This window comes from Streptomyces sp. NRRL S-378 (genome assembly GCF_000720645.1).
GTDB lineage: Bacteria > Actinomycetota > Actinomycetes > Streptomycetales > Streptomycetaceae > Streptomyces.
Genome location: NZ_JOBX01000051.1, coordinates 35404 through 50368 on the forward strand (window position 1 = coordinate 35404; position 14965 = coordinate 50368).

Here is a 14965-nt window from a genome sequence, read left to right on the forward strand (position 1 = left end):
CCTCAGGCGGACGCGGAGGCGGGCATGGCGGCCGGGGCGGCCTGCTCCTCCAACCGGCGCAGGCTGAAGCGCCGTTGGACGAGCGACAGGCCCGCCACCGCCGTTCCGAGGGCCAGCCATCCCGCCGGGCCCGCGGCCATCACCGCGCCCGTCAGCAGCAGCGGTCCGGCGGACTTCTGGACGGACTGGGCCATGCCGGCCACTCCGAGGTACGAGGCGCGCGCCTCCCGGGGCGCGAGGGAGACGGCTAGCTCCCAGGAGCTCACCGAGCGCATCAGCTCCGCCGCGGTGGCCAGCACCGCCGCGGCGAGCAGGGCGGCGGAGGCGGCCCAGGCGCCGCGACCGGTCGCGGCGGCCAGCAGGCCGCAGCACAGGAGCGTGGTGAGCCCGTAGAGGGCGACCGCTCCCGTCGCCCCGCGGGCGTCGCGGACCTTCGCCGACACGCGCAGCTGGAGGACGACGACGAGCACGGTGTTGATGACCAGGAAGGCCGGTATCAGCTCGTGCGGCGCCGAGGTGCGGCTCACCAGCCAGAGCGGGATGCCGAGGCCCAGGATCGAGTCGTCGAGGTTCATCGGGATGTCGAGCAGGACGAACCGGAGGTAGCCGCGGTCCCGCCAGGGACTCCGCCTCCCCGCCGGGGCCGGGGCCTCGGTGGCGGTGGCGGCGGCGGGTACGGGTGACGGTGCGGCCACAAGCCCGCGGCCGCGCGGTTCCCGCGTGCGCCACACCAGGGCGGCGGCCACGAGGAACGACAGCGCGTTGGCCAGGATGAGCACGTGGTAGGCGCCGCGGGTGCCGACGGCGAGGCCGATGGCGGCGAGGCCCGCGCCGAGCGCGTAGCCGGCGTTCGCCGAACTGCGCGACAGCGCTTGGTAGGTGGCGCGCCGCTCGCCCGCGACCCGGGTGGCGAACAGCATCTCCAGGGTCTTGGCCGCCCGGTCCCCCAGGTGGGTGACGGCCACGACGCACAGCAGGAGCGCGAAGTCGGTGACGACGAGCAGTAGACAGAGGGTGACCAGGCGCAGCAGGTGGGCGCCGATCAGCAGGGAGCGCACCGGGAAGCGGTCGGCGAGGTGGCCCGCCAGGGGCGAGCCGGCGATGCCCGCCACCCCGGACGCGCCGAGGAGCAGCCCCACCTGTCCGGCGTCGAGGCCGATGACGAAGGTGAAGTAGAGGACACAGGCTGCGGCCCAGACGCCGGTGCCGGCGCGGTCCAGGAGCTGGGCGAGCAGCATGATCCGTGCGTCGCGGCCGCCGGGCGGCCGCCGCAGCTGCGCCACCAGGCCGGGTTCCCGCTCTCCCCGCCGCGCCTTCCGGATCTCCCCGCCACGCCGCATTCCGGCACCTCCCCGTCCACCGTCCAGGTATCTCGATGTCGAGATACCGCAGGAAGCCTGCCGCACAATAATCTTGACGTCAAGATACTTGATGTCGATAGATCTGGGCTGCTCCGCACTTCCGGCTGCCGTTGTCAGTGCCCTCGGGTAGGTTCCGAAGGAGCCACGTACGTCAGGGGGACGGACCGCCATGAGTGACCTCGCCACCACCAGCAGCGACCTCGACGCGGCGATGGACCGCTACCGGGTCGAGCTCACGGGCTACTGCTACCGGATGCTCGGTTCCGCCTTCGACGCCGAGGACGCGGTGCAGGACACCTACATCCGCGCCTGGCGCAGCCACGAGAAGTTCGAGGGCCGTTCCTCGCTGCGGTCGTGGCTCTACCGGATCGCCACCAACGTCTGCCTGGACCTGCTGAACGCCGGGAACAAGCGGGCCCGGCCGATGGACCTGACCGCGCCGCAGCACCAGTCCTCCGCCGTTCTCAACCAGCGGCCCGAGGTGACCTGGCTGGAGCCCGTCCCGGACGGCCGGGTGCTGCCGCAGACCGCGGACCCGGCGGAGATGGCGCTCGCGAAGGAGTCCGTACGGCTCGCCTTCGTCGCCGCGCTCCAGCACCTGCCGGCCAAGCAGCGCGCGGTGCTCATCCTGCGCGAGGTACTGGCCTGGAAGGCTGACGAGGTCGCGCAGTTGCTGGACACCACGGTGGCGTCGGTGAACAGTGCGCTCCAGCGGGCGCGGGCCACGCTCGCCGGACAGCGGGTGCGCGCGAGCGAGTCGGCCGACCCGCTGGACGCCGAGCAGGCGAAGCTGCTGAAGCAGTACCTCGCGGCCTTCGAGTCGTACGACATCTCGCGCCTGACGACGCTCCTGCACGAGGACGCCGTCCTGTCCATGCCGCCGTTCGACCTGTGGCTGCAGGGCAAGGCGGACATCGCGGCATGGCACCTCAACCAGGGCATCGGCTGCAAGGGCTCCCGCCTGATCCCGACGACCGCGAACGGCATGCCGGCCTTCGGGCAGTACCGGCCGCGCGAGGACGGCCGGCCCGGGCACACGCCGTGGGCGCTGCAGGTGCTGGAGGTCTCAGACGGCCGGATCGTCGGCCTCAACGCCTTCCTCGACACGGCCCGGTGGTTCCCGCTCTTCGGCCTCCCCGAGCAGCTCGACGAGTCCGACGAGTTCCAGCAGGGCGCGTAGGGCGGGCGCGGCCCCGGCCACCCGGAACGGCCGCCCCCGCGCGGTCAGCCGCAGCCGGGCCAGCACCTCCACGACGCCCAGGTCCGGCGCGGTGACGGCCCGCGCGTCGCACTCCACCGCGCGGGCCCCGTCCTCGTACAGGCGGGCCAGGCGCGCACACAGCGTTGCGGCGTCACGCGCGGTCGGGGCGGGTCCGGGCAGCACGAGTCGGGTGGTCTCCACGAGGGGATGACTCCCCCACCCGCCGGAACTCATCGCCGAGACCGCCCCTGCCGGTGCACCGGGTTCAGGGCCGGGGGAAGGCGGAGGTGTCGATCGCCACGGCGAAGGGCTCCGGAAGCTTGACGGTCTCGCCGAACGTGCCCGACCACAGCAGGCGGTAGGTACCGTTCGCCGGCTCGCCGTACAAGTGGATCGCCATCGGTTCGTCACCGATCCGAGCATGCCGAACGGGACCGGTGGGGGTCCACCGGTCCCGTTCACCCGAAGGGGAAGCCGCAGGTCAGGCGATGCGGTCCAGGACGATCGGCGTGGCGGAGAAGGACGTGCCCGCCGCGGCGATGTCGAAGGAGCCGTCCAGCGCCGCCAGGGCGTAGTCGAACTTTTCCGGGGTGTCCGTGTGCAGGGTCATCAGCGGCTGGCCGGCCGTGACGGTGTCGCCCGGCTTCGCGTGCAGCTCGATGCCGGCGCCCGCCTGCACCGGGTCCTCCTTGCGGGCGCGGCCCGCGCCGAGGCGCCACGCGCCGACGCCGACGCCGTACGCGTCCAGGCGGGTCAGCACGCCCGACTCCGGGGCGGTGACGACGTGCTGCTCGCGGGCGACCGGGAGGGCCGCGTCCGGGTCGCCGCCCTGGGCCGCGATCATCCGGCGCCAGTGGTCCATCGCGGAGCCGTCGGCCAGGGCCTTCGCCGGGTCGGCGTCCTTGATGCCCGCCGCGTCCAGCATCTCCTTCGCCAGCGCGATGGTGAGCTCGACGACGTCGGCGGGGCCGCCGCCCGCGAGGACCTCGACCGACTCGCGGACTTCGAGGGCGTTGCCGGCGGTCAGGCCGAGCGGGGTGGACATGTCCGTCAGGAGCGCGACGGTCTTGACGCCCGAGTCGGTGCCGAGACCGACCATGGTGCGGGCCAGCTCGCGCGCGTCCTCGATGTTCTTCATGAAGGCGCCGGAGCCGACCTTCACGTCCAGGACGAGCGAGCCCGTACCCTCGGCGATCTTCTTCGACATGATCGAGGAGGCGATCAGCGGGATGGCCTCGACGGTGCCGGTGACGTCGCGCAGCGCGTAGAGCTTCTTGTCGGCCGGGGCGAGCCCGTCGCCGGCCGCGCAGATGACCGCGCCGGTGGTGTCCAGGACGCGCATCATCTCCTCGTTGGAGAGCAGCGCGCGCCAGCCGGGGATGGACTCCAGCTTGTCGAGGGTGCCACCGGTGTGGCCGAGGCCGCGGCCCGACAGCTGCGGCACGGCGGCGCCGCAGGCGGCGACGAGCGGGGCCAGCGGAAGGGTGATCTTGTCGCCGACGCCGCCGGTGGAGTGCTTGTCGGCGGTCGGACGGGAGAGGGCGTCGAAGTTCATGCGCTCGCCGGAGGCGATCATCGCGGCGGTCCAGCGGGCGATCTCGGTCCGGTTCATGCCGTTCAGCAGGATGGCCATGGCCAGCGCGGACATCTGCTCGTCCGCCACGACGCCGCGGGTGTAGGCGTCGATGACCCAGTCGATCTGCTCGGGGCTCAGCTCACCGCGGTCCCGCTTGGTCCGGATGACGGAGATGACGTCCATGAAGTGCTTCCTTCTACGCGCATAGAGAGAGGGAGAGAGGGGTTCGGGAAACGGAAGTGCGACGGCCCTCCGCCCGGCAGGGGCGAAGGGCCGTCGGCACGGCTATCTCAGGTGATCGGGCCCGAAGGCCTGCGGCAGCATCGCCGCGAGCGGCAGGACCCCGGCCGGGGTCTCCACCAGCAGCTCGTCGCCGCCGAACTCGTACAGCAGCTGTCGGCAGCGCCCGCACGGGACGAGGACCTCGCCCTTGCCGTCCACACACGTGAAGTGCGTGAGGCGGCCGCCGCCCGTCGCCTGGAGGGAGGAGACCAGGCCGCACTCGGCGCACAGGCCCAGCCCGTAGCTCGCGTTCTCGACGTTGCAGCCGGTCACGACGCGGCCGTCGTCCACGAGGGCGGCGACCCCGACCGGGAAGCCCGAGTAGGGGGCGTACGCCCGGGTCATCGCTTCCCGGGCGTGCGTCCGCAGGACTTCCCAGTCCACCGCGTGCTCCGCGGTCACTTGCCCTGGCCCTTGCGGTACGGCATGCCGTCCGCCTTGGGCATCCGCAGGCGCTGCGCCGACAGGGCGAGCACGAGCAGCGTGGTCAGGTACGGGGCCGCGTCGACGAACTGGCTCGGCACCGCGTCCGTCGTCACGTACCAGACGAACAGCAGCACGGCGAAGACCGCCGAGATGCCGGCCTGGATGTACTTCTTCTTGTAGAGCTGCCAGACGCAGACGATGACCAGCAGGATCGCGATCAGCAGCAGCATCGCGTGGACGTTCTCGGCGCCACCGCGCAGCTTGAGGCTGTCGATGAAGCCGAACAGGCCCGCGCCCAGCGCCATGCCGCCCGGCATCCAGTTACCGAAGATCATCGCGGCGAGACCGATGTAGCCGCGGCCGCCGGTCTGGCCCTCCTGGTAGATGGGGCTGGCGACCTCGGAGAGGTACACGCCACCGAGGCCCGCGAGGGCGCCGGAGACGATCACGGCGATGTACTTGTACTTGTAGACGTTGACGCCGAGGGACTCGGCGGCGATCGGGTTCTCACCGCAGGAGCGCAGGCGCAGACCGAAGGAGGTCCGCCACAGCACCCACCAGGTGGCGGGGATCAGCAGCAGGGCCACGATGGTCAGCAGCGAGATCTCGGTGATCAGGCCGCCGATGACGCCGGCGAGGTCCGAGACGAAGAACCAGTGCTTGCCCTGGAGGTCGGCCATCCAGTCCGAGAGCCCCGGAATGGTGATCTTGGTGATCGGCTCGACCTGCGGGGACTGCTTGGAGGAGCCGCCCGGCGCCTCGGCGAACGTGAAGTTCGACAGGTACTGCGTGAAGCCCAGCGCCAGGATGTTGATGGCCACACCGGAGACGATGTGGTTGACGTTGAACGTGACCGTGATGATCGCGTGCAGCAGGCCGCCGACGGCGCCGCCTGCGATGCCGACGAGGACACCGGTCCAGGGGCCCCACTGGTAGCCCGCCCAGGCACCGAACCAGGTGCCGAGGATCATCATGCCTTCGAGGCCGATGTTGACGACGCCCGCGCGCTCGGCCCACAGACCGCCGAGACCGGCGAGGCCGATCGGCACGGCGAGGGAGAGGGCGCCGGAGACCTGGCCGATGGAGGTCAGGTCGTCGGCCCCGGAGATCACGCGGACCAGCGAGACCAGTGCGAGGCCACCCGCGATGATCAGCAGGATCCAGGGCAGGGTGAGCTTCTTGCGGCCGCCCGGGGCGGGCGCCGCCTTCTTCGTGGAAACGGTGCTGGCGCTCACGCCGCGACCTCCTTCTCGGTCTTCATGGCGTGGCCCGCGGCCAGCTCCTCGCCGACCTTCTGCTGCTGGCGCCGGATGCCGTAGCGGCGGATGAGCTCGTAGGAGACGACCACCGCGATCACGATCAGGCCCTTCATGATCGTGCCGATCTCCTTGGCGTAGCCGGCCGTGTCGAGGCCGGCCGACGCCTTGTCGATGAAGGCCATCAGGAGGGCGGCGAAGAAGATGCCGATGGGGCTGTTGCGGCCGAGCAGGGCGATGGTGATGCCGGTGAAGCCCACACCCACGGGGAAGACGAGGGTGTAGGTGTGGCTCTCGCCGAGCAGCACGGGCATGCCGGACAGGCCGGCGACGGCGCCGGAGATGAGCATGGCGGTGATGATCATCTTCTTGGAGTCGACACCGGAGGCCGCGGCGGCGGACTCGCTGGCGCCGCTGGCGCGCAGGTCGAAGCCGAAGCGGGTGCGGTTGAGCACGAACCAGTACACGACGCCGAGGGCGAAGGCGATGAAGGTGAAGCCGTAGATCTCGCCCGAGTCGCCCATGGACAGGGCCGGGAACCAGCCGGACTGGGCGATCTCACCGGTGGTGAGGTCGTTGGAGCCCTCCACCTGCACACCGAGGTTCTTCGGCAGGATCAGCCAGGCGATGAGGCTGGTCGCAATGGCGTTCAGCATGATCGTCGAGACGACCTCGCTCACGCCGCGCTTGGCCTTGAGGACACCCGCGATACCGGCCCAGAAGGCACCGGTCAGCATGGCGACGACCACGATCAGCAGGATGTGCAGCGGGCCGGGCAGCGCGATGGCGCCACCGACCACGGCGGAGATCATCGCGGCGAGGCGGTACTGGCCGTCGACGCCGATGTTGAAGAGGTTCATCCGGAAGCCGATGGCGACGGCCAGGGCTGCCAGGTAGTACGTGCCGGCCTGGTTGACGATGAGGATCTGGACGTCCTCGTAGCCGCCGTTCTCGACCATGATGCGCAGCGGCTCGATCGGGTTGATGCCCGTCGCCGCCAGCACGATCATGGTCAGCACGAACGCGCTGAGCAGCGCGAGCAGGGGCCCGGCGATGGCGAGCAGCAGCCGGTCCTTGTCGAATTTCTTCATCGGGCCTCGTCCTCCGTCGTGTCACCGTCGGCAGCGGCGGAGTGGTTGTCGGTTGCTTCCAGGTGCCCCGTGGCGGCGCCCGTCATGGCGGTGCCGAGCTCCTCGGGGGTGACGGTCGCCGGGTCGGCGTCCGCGACCAGGCGGCCGCGGTAGATCACGCGCAGGGTGTCGGACAGGCCGATGAGCTCGTCCAGGTCGGCGGAGATCAGCAGCACGGCCAGGCCCTCGCGACGGGCCTCGCGGATCGCGTCCCAGATCTGCGCCTGCGCACCGACGTCCACACCGCGGGTGGGGTGGGCGGCGATGAGGAACTTCGGGTTGTGGCTCATCTCGCGGCCGACGATCAGCTTCTGCTGGTTGCCGCCGGAGAGCGAGGCCGCGGTGACGTCGATACCGGGCGTGCGGACGTCGTACTCGCGCACGATCCGCTCGGTGTCCTTGCGGGCCGCCTTCGGGTCGAGGATGCCCTTCTTGGAGTTGGGCGCCTCGGTGACGTGGCCGAGGATGCGGTTCTCCCAGAGCGGGGACTCCAGCAGCAGGCCGTGGCGGTGACGGTCCTCGGGGATGTAGCCGATGCCGCCCTCACGGCGCTTGCGCACCGACATCTTGGTGATGTCCGCGCCGTCGAGGGTGATGACGCCCGCGTCGGGGGCCATCATGCCCATGAGGGCCTCGATCAGTTCCGTCTGGCCGTTGCCCTCGACACCGGCGATGCCGAGGATCTCGCCCTTGTGGATGGTGAGGTTGACGTCGTCCAGGAGGAGACGGCCGGCCTCGGCCTTCTCCAGGGTCGCGGAGTCCGGGGCGCCGGCGGGCACCAGGACCTCCGGCTCGGCGACGACGGCGTCGGAGGCGGCGATGGTCAGGCCCGTCACCTGCAGCATCGGGGTGGTGGTCACCGTGGACTCGCGGGTCTCGGGCGACGGCAGCTCCGCACCGACCATCAGCTCGGCGAGCTGCTTGGGGGTGGCGGTCCTGGGGTCGGCGGTGCCGACCGTGGTGCCGCGCCGGATGACGGTGATGTCGTCGGCGACCTTCAGCACCTCGCCCAGCTTGTGCGAGATGAAGATGACGGTCAGACCCTCGGACTTGAGCTCGCGCAGGTTGTCGAAGAGTGCGTCCACCTCCTGCGGCACGAGCACTGCGGTCGGCTCGTCGAGGATGAGGATCTTCGCGCCGCGGTAGAGGACCTTGAGGATCTCCACGCGCTGGCGGTCGGCAACGCCGAGGTCCTCGACGAGGGCGTCGGGGCGCACGCCCAGGCCGTACGCGTCCGAGATCTCCATGATCTTCTTACGGGCCTTGGCGCCGATGCCGTACAGCTTCTCGCCGCCGAGAACCACGTTCTCCAGGACGGTGAGGTTGTCGGCGAGCATGAAGTGCTGGTGCACCATGCCGATGCCGCGGGCGATGGCATCGCCGGGCGTGTGGAAGGCGACCTGCTCCCCGTCGATGGCGATGGTGCCCTCGTCCGGCTTCTGCATGCCGTAGAGGATCTTCATCAGAGTCGACTTGCCGGCGCCGTTCTCACCGATCAGGGCATGGACCGTGCCCTTGCGGACGGTGATCGCGATGTCCTTGTTGGCGACGACGCCGGGGAAGCGCTTTGTGATGCCGTGCAGTTCTACGGCGGGGGGCGGGCTGGACGCGTTGATGACGCACTCTCCTTGGCGCAAAAGGAGCGGAAGGCAGGGAGGACAGGGCGGGGAGTGAAAGTATCGCGTCCACGATGCTTCTACGCGCGTAGCACTGTCGGAAGTGAAAACTCGCGGCCACGAAGGCTGCTTGGTCACAGACTAGTGATCACAGAATGAGGCTCGGGGCCCGGGAGCGATGTCGATCGCTTCCCGGACCCCGGAGACCCAGGACTACATGTCGCAGACTGCCTTACGGGGCGGTCTTGACGGTGATCTTCTTGGCGATGATGTCGGCCTTGGCCTTCTCCACCGCGGCGATGACGTCGGTCATCTCCTTGTACTTCGGGTTGGAGTCGGCCAGGCCGACGCCGTCCTTGTCCAGGCCGTAGCGGATCTCACCGGTGGTGGGCTTGCCGTCCTCGACCGACTTGATCAGGTTGAAGACGGAGTCCGAGACGTCCTTGGTGACCGAGGTCAGGATGGAGTCCTTGTACTTCGCCAGACCGGCCTGGTTGTACTGGTCGGAGTCGACGCCGATGGCCCACTTGCCCTTGGCGGACGCGGCCTCGATGGCACCGGAACCGGCGAGACCGGCGGCGGCGTAGATCACGTCGGCGCCCGCGTCGAGCTGGCCCTGCGCGGCGGCCTTGCCGAGGTCGGGCTTGGCGAAGCCGTCGAAGTTCGGCGGCTGGGTCAGGTACGCGGAGAGCACCTTGGCGTTCGGGTTGGTGTCCTTGACGCCCTGGGTGAAGCCCGCCTCGAACTTCTTGATCAGCGGAACCTCGACACCGCCGATGAAGCCGACCGTGCCGGTCTTGGACGCCTTGGCGGCGGCGACGCCGGCCAGGTAGGAGCCCTGCTCCTCGTTGAAGACCATGTTGGCGACGTTCGGGCCGGTCACCGAGGTGTCGTCGATGATGCCGAACGTGGTGTTCGGGAACTTCGGCGCGACCTTCTTGATGGCCGGGGCGTAGGCGAAGCCGACGCCGATGACCGGGTTGTTGCCCTTGCGGGCCAGCTCGGTGAGGCGCTGGACCTTGTCGGCCTCGCCCTCGCCGTCGGTGGGCTCCGCCTCGGCGCCCTTGATCTTGAGGTCCGTCTCGGCCTTCTTCAGACCGGCGTAGGCGGCGTCGTTGAACGACTGGTCGCCGCGGCCACCGATGTCGTACGCGATGGCTGCGGACTTCTGACCGCCCGACTCCGAGGGGGAGGCGGCAGCGTCAGAGGACTTCTTACCGCCACAGGCGGTGGCCGAGAGGGCCAGCGCCGCGGACGCGATGCCCACGGTGGCGATCCTGGTGATCCGGCGCAAGGGGAGGCTCCTTCAAAACCTGACCGAAGCGCCACGACCGGCGCTGGTTTCGCGGCGATCGTAACGCGCGTAGATGTCAGTTAAAGGCCCGTTCATGAGTCGTTATCGGATCGTCGTGAACCGGACAGTGACCGATCGGTAACTGCCAACGCGTCCAGCCCTTGTGTACCAAGGGCTGGACGCGTCCGCCGAGAGGCTCGCCGATGTTGTAGAGGGCGGGGCCCGATCGCTACCTGGAAGGCGGCGTACGGCGGCCGTCGATCAAGGCAGCGGCGGTGAAGAACTCGACGCCGACGGCGATCGCGTCCTCGTCCACATCGAAGTCCCCGCGGTGCAGATCCCGCTTGGCGGTGTCGCCCGGCGCGCGCACTCCCAGGCGTGCCATGGCACCCGGAACGTGCTCCAGGAACCAGGAGAAGTCCTCCCCGCCCAGGCTCTGCTCGGTGTCCTCGACCGACTCGGCCCCGCAGCGGGCCCCCATCGCCTCGCGCAGCAGCTCGGTGATCACCGGATCGTTGACCACCGGCGGCACGCCGCGCACGTGGTTGATCTCGAACTTGGCCCCGTGCATCGTCGCGATCTCGTCGATCGCCGCGTGGATCATGTCCGGGGCCTCGTGCCAGGCCGCCAGGTCCAGGCACCGAACGGTTCCGGACAGCTCGGCATGCATCGGGATGACGTTGCAGGCGTGCCCGGCCTCGATCCGGCCCCAGGTGACGGACATGCCCGAGCGGGCGTCCATCCGGCGGGCGAGCAGGGCGGGGGCGTCGACGGCCACCCGGGCGGCGGCGGTCACCAGGTCGGTGGTCAGGTGCGGCCGCGCCGTGTGCCCGCCGGAGCCGGTGAGGGTGACCTCCAGCCGGTCGCAGGCGGAGGTGATGGGGCCGGGCCGCAGTCCGATCCGGCCGGCGTCGACCCGGGGGTCGCAGTGCACGGCGACGATCCGGCCCACGCCGTCCAGCACCCCGGACTCGATCGCGTCGGTGGCCCCGCCGGGGAGCACCTCCTCGGCGGGCTGGAAGAGCAGCCGCACGGGCCGCGGCAGGAGACCCTGCCGGTCGAGCTCGGCGAGGACGAGGCCGGCGCCGAGGACGACGGCGGTGTGCACGTCGTGGCCGCAGGCGTGGGCGCGGTCCGGGAAGGTCGAGCGGTACGAGACGTGCGTCTTGGTGTCGGGAATGGGCAGGGCGTCGATGTCCGCGCGCAGGGCCAGCATCGGCCGGCCCCCGTCCCAGGTACCCACGTCACAGATCAGGCCCGTGCCGGACTTCAGGACCCGTGGTCGAAGGCCGGCTTTCTCGAGCCTGGCCTTGATCGCCGCGGTGGTGCGGAATTCCTGGTGTCCGAGCTCCGGGTGCATGTGCAAGTCCCGGCGGAAGGCGATCAGTTCGGTGCGCAGGTGGTCCGGAAGTTTGCCGGGCAGCTCGGGCCGGTCGGACGCGACGGGCTGGAGGGTCTGGGACTCGCGGGACATCAACTGGTTCACCCGTTGAAGGGTAGGCGCACGGATGGGTCAACTGGCCGGGGATCACGAAAAGTTCATGCCGTTAGGGGAAAGAAACCCAGCCTCTGGACGCATGACCGGGTGAGCGCGGGGGTAAACTCGCGCGCTCATCCGGCCCTGGGCGCCGCCTGGGCAGGCAGTCTGTGCACATCACGGGCGGTGTCGGTGACCCCCGCGAGGAAGCTGCGGGCGCGCGGGGAGGCGGAGCCGGTGAGCCAGTCCGGGTCCACATCGCATACGGCGACGGTGACACCTGTACCGGTCAGGGCGTACGGCAGGGTGTGGACGACCGTGGACGGAAAGCTGAGGATCGTCCGGCCGACCGGACCCCGACGGGCGATCAGTTCCAGTGGCAGGTCCGGGCGTACGATCTCCAGCCCGGTCGCCCGGCTCAGCGCGCGCAGCTTCTCCGGGGACTCGCGGCGGTGGGCGAAGTAGCGGGTGGCACCGTGCTCCAGGGTGAGGGAGCGCACCGCGTCCAGGTAGCGGTCCGGGTCCACCACTCCGGTCTCCACGAGCGAGGTGCCGACGAGGTCGGTGCCCCTGGTCAGCCGGGGCGGGCCGAAGCGGGCGCGGGTCCAGGCGAACTCGTTGGCCCGCAGCGTCATCCCGCCGTGCGGGGCGACCGGCATCGAGGTGAACAGCTCGACGCGGCGCGCCGCCCCGGGGCCGGCGGTGCGGTCCGGGACGAAGCGGCGCCGGGCGGCCGCCGAGACGGGCGCGTACGCCAGCTCGCGGACGCGGCCGGGCAGCCCTCCGCCGCCGACCCGGTGCCAGCGGACGAGGCGTTCGCCGCGGGCGGTCTGCGCGACGAACTCCATCGTGGCGGTGCCGTCGTCGACCACGACGAGCTCCTCGGCGCGCACCAGCGTGAGCAGGAGCTGGACGTAGCGCGAGAAGGGGTCACCGATGACGACGGTGCGCGCCGCGCGGACGTCGCCCGCCAGGGCGGCGAGCGCCCGCAGCGGCGCGAGTCGGCTGCCGCGCGCCTCCTGCCACTGCACGTCGCACCCCTCGTCCCGGGCCAGTGCCGCCATCCGGCGCAGCTGGCCGCGGGACATGGGGTCGGTGGGCGGCAGGACGACGATCCGCACGGGTGCCGGCGTGTCCGCCGGGCGGGGGCCGGGGTCCGCCGCCCGCCCGGCGGCCCGGCGCCCGCGCTGGCTCGGGACGCCGTCCAGCGGTCTGTCGGCGGCGGTGCCGCGCGCGTAGGCCCATTCGAGCACGTTGAGGAGTTGGACCGGGCTCTCGACGAACGCCAGGGTGGAGGCGGAGGTGCTCACACGTACTCCTTCTCGTGGGGCGGGACCGGTGCGCGCCGGACGCTCCCTAGACGGCTGCCAGCTCGCCGCGGACGCGGCGGAGCTTCTTCATGGGGCCGAGCTCGGACTCGTAGACCCGCTTGACCCCGTCGCCGAGGGCGGTCTCGATGGTGCGGATGTCGCGGACCAGGCGGGCCAGGCCGCCGGGCTCCACGGAGGCGGCCTGGTCGGAGCCCCACATGGCGCGGTCGAGGGTGATGTGGCGCTCGACGAAGGTGGCGCCGAGGGCGACGGCGGCGAGGGTGGTCTGCAGGCCCGTCTCGTGGCCGGAGTAGCCGATCGGGACGTTGGGGTACTCGTCGCGCAGGGTGTCGATGACCCGCAGGTTGAGCTCCTCGGCCTTGGCCGGGTACGTCGAAGTGGCGTGGCAGAGGAGGATGCTCGCACTGCCGAGGACCTCGACCGCGTGGCGGATCTGCTGCGGGGTGGACATGCCGGTGGACAGGACGACGGTGCGGCCGGTGGCGCGCACGGCGCGCAGCAGTTCGTCGTCCGTGAGGGAGGCGGAGGCCACCTTGTGGGCGGGGACGTCGAACTTCTCCAGGAAGGCGACGGCCTGGGTGTCCCACGGGGAGGCGAACCAGTCGATGCCGCGCTTGGCGCAGTGCTCGTCGATGGCGCGGTACTCGTCCTCGCCGAACTCGACCCGGTGGCGGTAGTCGATGTAGGTCATCCGGCCCCAGGGGGTGTCGCGTTCGATGTCCCACTGGTCGCGCGGGGTGCAGATCTCCGGGGTGCGCTTCTGGAACTTCACGGCGTCGCATCCGGCCTCGGCGGCGACGTCGATGAGGGCGAAGGCGTTGCCGAGGTCGCCGTTGTGGTTGATGCCGATCTCGCCGACGACGTAGACGGGGCGGCCGGGGCCGGCGGTGCGCGCTCCGAAGGGACGCAGGCGCGGGTCGGGGAGGGAGGTCGTCATGGCAGGGGGCGTCCTTCGGTGCGGGGGTGTACGGGGGGCGAGGGGTGTGGGCTGCGGGTCGGCGGGGGCGCCGGGGCGCGGGTCGAGCAGCGGGGCGAGGAGCCGGGCGCGGGCCAGGTCGTGCGGGTCGTCGATCTCCAGGACCCGGGCGGGGTCGGTGGGGACGGGCACGGTGCGGCCGAAGAAGCGGTGGCGGGCGGTGCGGAAGCCGGCGGCGTCCATGGCGTAGGCGGCGCCGGTCTCCAGCAGGTCCTGCGGCCGGTCCTGGCGGCGGGGCCGGTACGCCGGGTCGTGGTTGACGCCGGTCCCGGAGCCGTCGGGGTCGTCCCGCCAGAGGAAGCCGTGGAAGGGGGCCACGGTCAGGGCCGAGTCGGCCGCCCCGGAGGCGACGGCCGCGGCGACCGACTCGACGTCGGAGGCCGCGAGGAAGGGGCTGGTGCACTGGACGAGGAGGACCACGTCCACGGTGAGCGAGTGCAGTTCCTCGAAGGCCGAGAGCGCGTGCAGGACGGCGGCCTCGCTGCTCGCGGTGTCGCCGGAGAGTGCGGTGGGGCGGGCGATCACGTCGGCGCCCGCGGCGCGGGCGGCCCCGGCGATGGCCTCGGAGTCGGTGGAGACCACCACGTCGGTGACGGTCGGCGCGGCCCGGCAGGCCAGGACGGCGCGGGCGACGAGCGGGGTGCCGGCGACCTCGGCGAGGTTCTTGCCGGGGACCCCCTTGGAGCCGCCGCGGGCGGGGACGACGGCGAGGACCCTCACAGCTCCCCCAGTCGGCGGATCACCGGGGCGACGCGCTGCACCCCGTGCCGGTACACCCCGCGGGCGGCCTCGCGCAGATGGGTGCGGAGCCGACGGCGCAGCCGGGACTCCCCCGCCTCCGGCCGTGCGGCGCCGGGCTGCGGGGTGCCGTCCGGGGCGAGGCGGTGCCGGGCGAGGATGCCGGGCAGGTACCCGGGGGCGGTGGTGAGCGTGTAGTACGGCGCGGGCGCGGGCAGCCGGGCCGCGGCGAGCAGCCCGGCGATCTTGGCACGGGCGAGGGCGTAGGGGTCGTGGGGGGTGTGGGTGTGGGGGTCGTGGG

Annotated in this window: 13 protein-coding genes and 2 pseudogenes; 1 reads left to right on the forward strand and 14 read right to left on the reverse strand. The window is 71.4% G+C overall.

Annotation, left to right across the window (positions count from 1 at the left end; translation table 11 throughout):
- Nucleotides 1-2: 2 nt before the first annotated feature.
- Entirely contained in the window at nt 3-1340 is a 1338-nt protein-coding gene (locus IH80_RS0128915; protein ID WP_234432414.1) for an MFS transporter, read from the reverse strand.
- Nucleotides 1341-1530: 190 nt separating this feature from the next.
- On the opposite strand from IH80_RS0128915, the gene IH80_RS0128920 reads away from it, so the two are divergent.
- Nucleotides 1531-2541, forward strand: coding sequence for a sigma-70 family RNA polymerase sigma factor (locus IH80_RS0128920; protein ID WP_030964408.1), 1011 nt, complete (start codon nt 1531-1533; stop codon nt 2539-2541).
- Here IH80_RS0128920 and IH80_RS42740 read toward each other — a convergent pair.
- From IH80_RS42740 to IH80_RS0128975, 13 genes and pseudogenes are all read right to left on the reverse strand, one after another.
- Nucleotides 2428-2763 carry an STAS domain-containing protein gene (locus tag IH80_RS42740; protein ID WP_234432415.1) on the reverse strand — a complete coding sequence of 112 codons (336 nt, stop codon included), beginning with the start codon at nt 2761-2763 and terminating at the stop codon, nt 2428-2430. The genes IH80_RS0128920 and IH80_RS42740 overlap by 114 nt on opposite strands.
- A gap of 64 nt (nt 2764-2827) precedes the next feature.
- Nucleotides 2828-2962, reverse strand: a complete 135-nt coding sequence (locus IH80_RS46955; RefSeq protein WP_267883528.1) for a hypothetical protein — start codon at nt 2960-2962, stop codon at nt 2828-2830.
- A gap of 81 nt (nt 2963-3043) precedes the next feature.
- Nucleotides 3044-4321: a thymidine phosphorylase gene (locus IH80_RS0128930; RefSeq protein WP_030964409.1), complete on the reverse strand. Its 1278-nt coding sequence runs from the start codon at nt 4319-4321 to the stop codon at nt 3044-3046.
- 102 nt (nt 4322-4423) lie between these two features.
- A complete protein-coding gene (locus IH80_RS0128935; protein ID WP_030964411.1) occupies nt 4424-4822 on the reverse strand; it encodes a cytidine deaminase in 399 nt (132 codons plus the stop codon).
- Nucleotides 4819-6081: an ABC transporter permease gene (locus IH80_RS0128940; RefSeq protein ID WP_030964412.1), complete on the reverse strand. Its 1263-nt coding sequence runs from the start codon at nt 6079-6081 to the stop codon at nt 4819-4821. The genes IH80_RS0128935 and IH80_RS0128940 overlap by 4 nt, the downstream gene beginning before the upstream one ends.
- Nucleotides 6078-7193 (reverse strand): ABC transporter permease, encoded by a 1116-nt coding sequence (locus IH80_RS0128945; protein ID WP_030964414.1) that lies wholly within the window; start codon nt 7191-7193, stop codon nt 6078-6080. The genes IH80_RS0128940 and IH80_RS0128945 overlap by 4 nt, the downstream gene beginning before the upstream one ends.
- Entirely contained in the window at nt 7190-8869 is a 1680-nt protein-coding gene (locus IH80_RS0128950) for an ABC transporter ATP-binding protein (RefSeq protein ID WP_030964415.1), read from the reverse strand. The genes IH80_RS0128945 and IH80_RS0128950 overlap by 4 nt, the downstream gene beginning before the upstream one ends.
- A gap of 211 nt (nt 8870-9080) precedes the next feature.
- Complete coding sequence (locus IH80_RS0128955) at nt 9081-10142, reverse strand: BMP family lipoprotein (protein WP_030964416.1); 1062 nt, start codon at nt 10140-10142, stop codon at nt 9081-9083.
- Between the two features lie 229 nt (nt 10143-10371).
- Nucleotides 10372-11616 (reverse strand): amidohydrolase, encoded by a 1245-nt coding sequence (locus IH80_RS0128960; protein WP_030964417.1) that lies wholly within the window; start codon nt 11614-11616, stop codon nt 10372-10374.
- A gap of 137 nt (nt 11617-11753) precedes the next feature.
- Nucleotides 11754-12929: a hypothetical protein gene (locus tag IH80_RS0128965; protein ID WP_030964418.1), complete on the reverse strand. Its 1176-nt coding sequence runs from the start codon at nt 12927-12929 to the stop codon at nt 11754-11756.
- A 46-nt stretch (nt 12930-12975) separates the two neighbouring features.
- Nucleotides 12976-13887 carry an N-acetylneuraminate synthase family protein gene (locus tag IH80_RS46300; RefSeq protein WP_030964419.1) on the reverse strand — a complete coding sequence of 304 codons (912 nt, stop codon included), beginning with the start codon at nt 13885-13887 and terminating at the stop codon, nt 12976-12978.
- A gap of 372 nt (nt 13888-14259) precedes the next feature.
- Nucleotides 14260-14646 (reverse strand): annotated as a pseudogene (locus tag IH80_RS46305) (cytidylyltransferase domain-containing protein); the annotation flags it as partial.
- Nucleotides 14643-14965 (reverse strand): annotated as a pseudogene (locus IH80_RS0128975) (hypothetical protein); the annotation flags it as partial. The pseudogenes IH80_RS46305 and IH80_RS0128975, both read right to left, overlap by 4 nt.

Bases quoted from the DNA above. Each gene is read 5' to 3' on its own strand.
- IH80_RS0128960 (WP_030964417.1), bottom strand. From the start codon at position 11,616: ATGTCCCGCGAGTCCCAGACCCTCCAGCCCGTCGCGTCCGACCGGCCC.
- IH80_RS0128920 (WP_030964408.1), top strand. From the start codon at position 1,531: ATGAGTGACCTCGCCACCACCAGCAGCGACCTCGACGCGGCGATGGAC.
- IH80_RS46955 (WP_267883528.1), bottom strand. From the start codon at position 2,962: ATGGCGATCCACTTGTACGGCGAGCCGGCGAACGGTACCTACCGCCTG.
- IH80_RS0128945 (WP_030964414.1), bottom strand. From the start codon at position 7,193: ATGAAGAAATTCGACAAGGACCGGCTGCTGCTCGCCATCGCCGGGCCC.
- IH80_RS0128915 (WP_234432414.1), bottom strand. From the start codon at position 1,340: ATGCGGCGTGGCGGGGAGATCCGGAAGGCGCGGCGGGGAGAGCGGGAA.
- IH80_RS0128930 (WP_030964409.1), bottom strand. From the start codon at position 4,321: ATGGACGTCATCTCCGTCATCCGGACCAAGCGGGACCGCGGTGAGCTG.
- IH80_RS46300 (WP_030964419.1), bottom strand. From the start codon at position 13,887: ATGACGACCTCCCTCCCCGACCCGCGCCTGCGTCCCTTCGGAGCGCGC.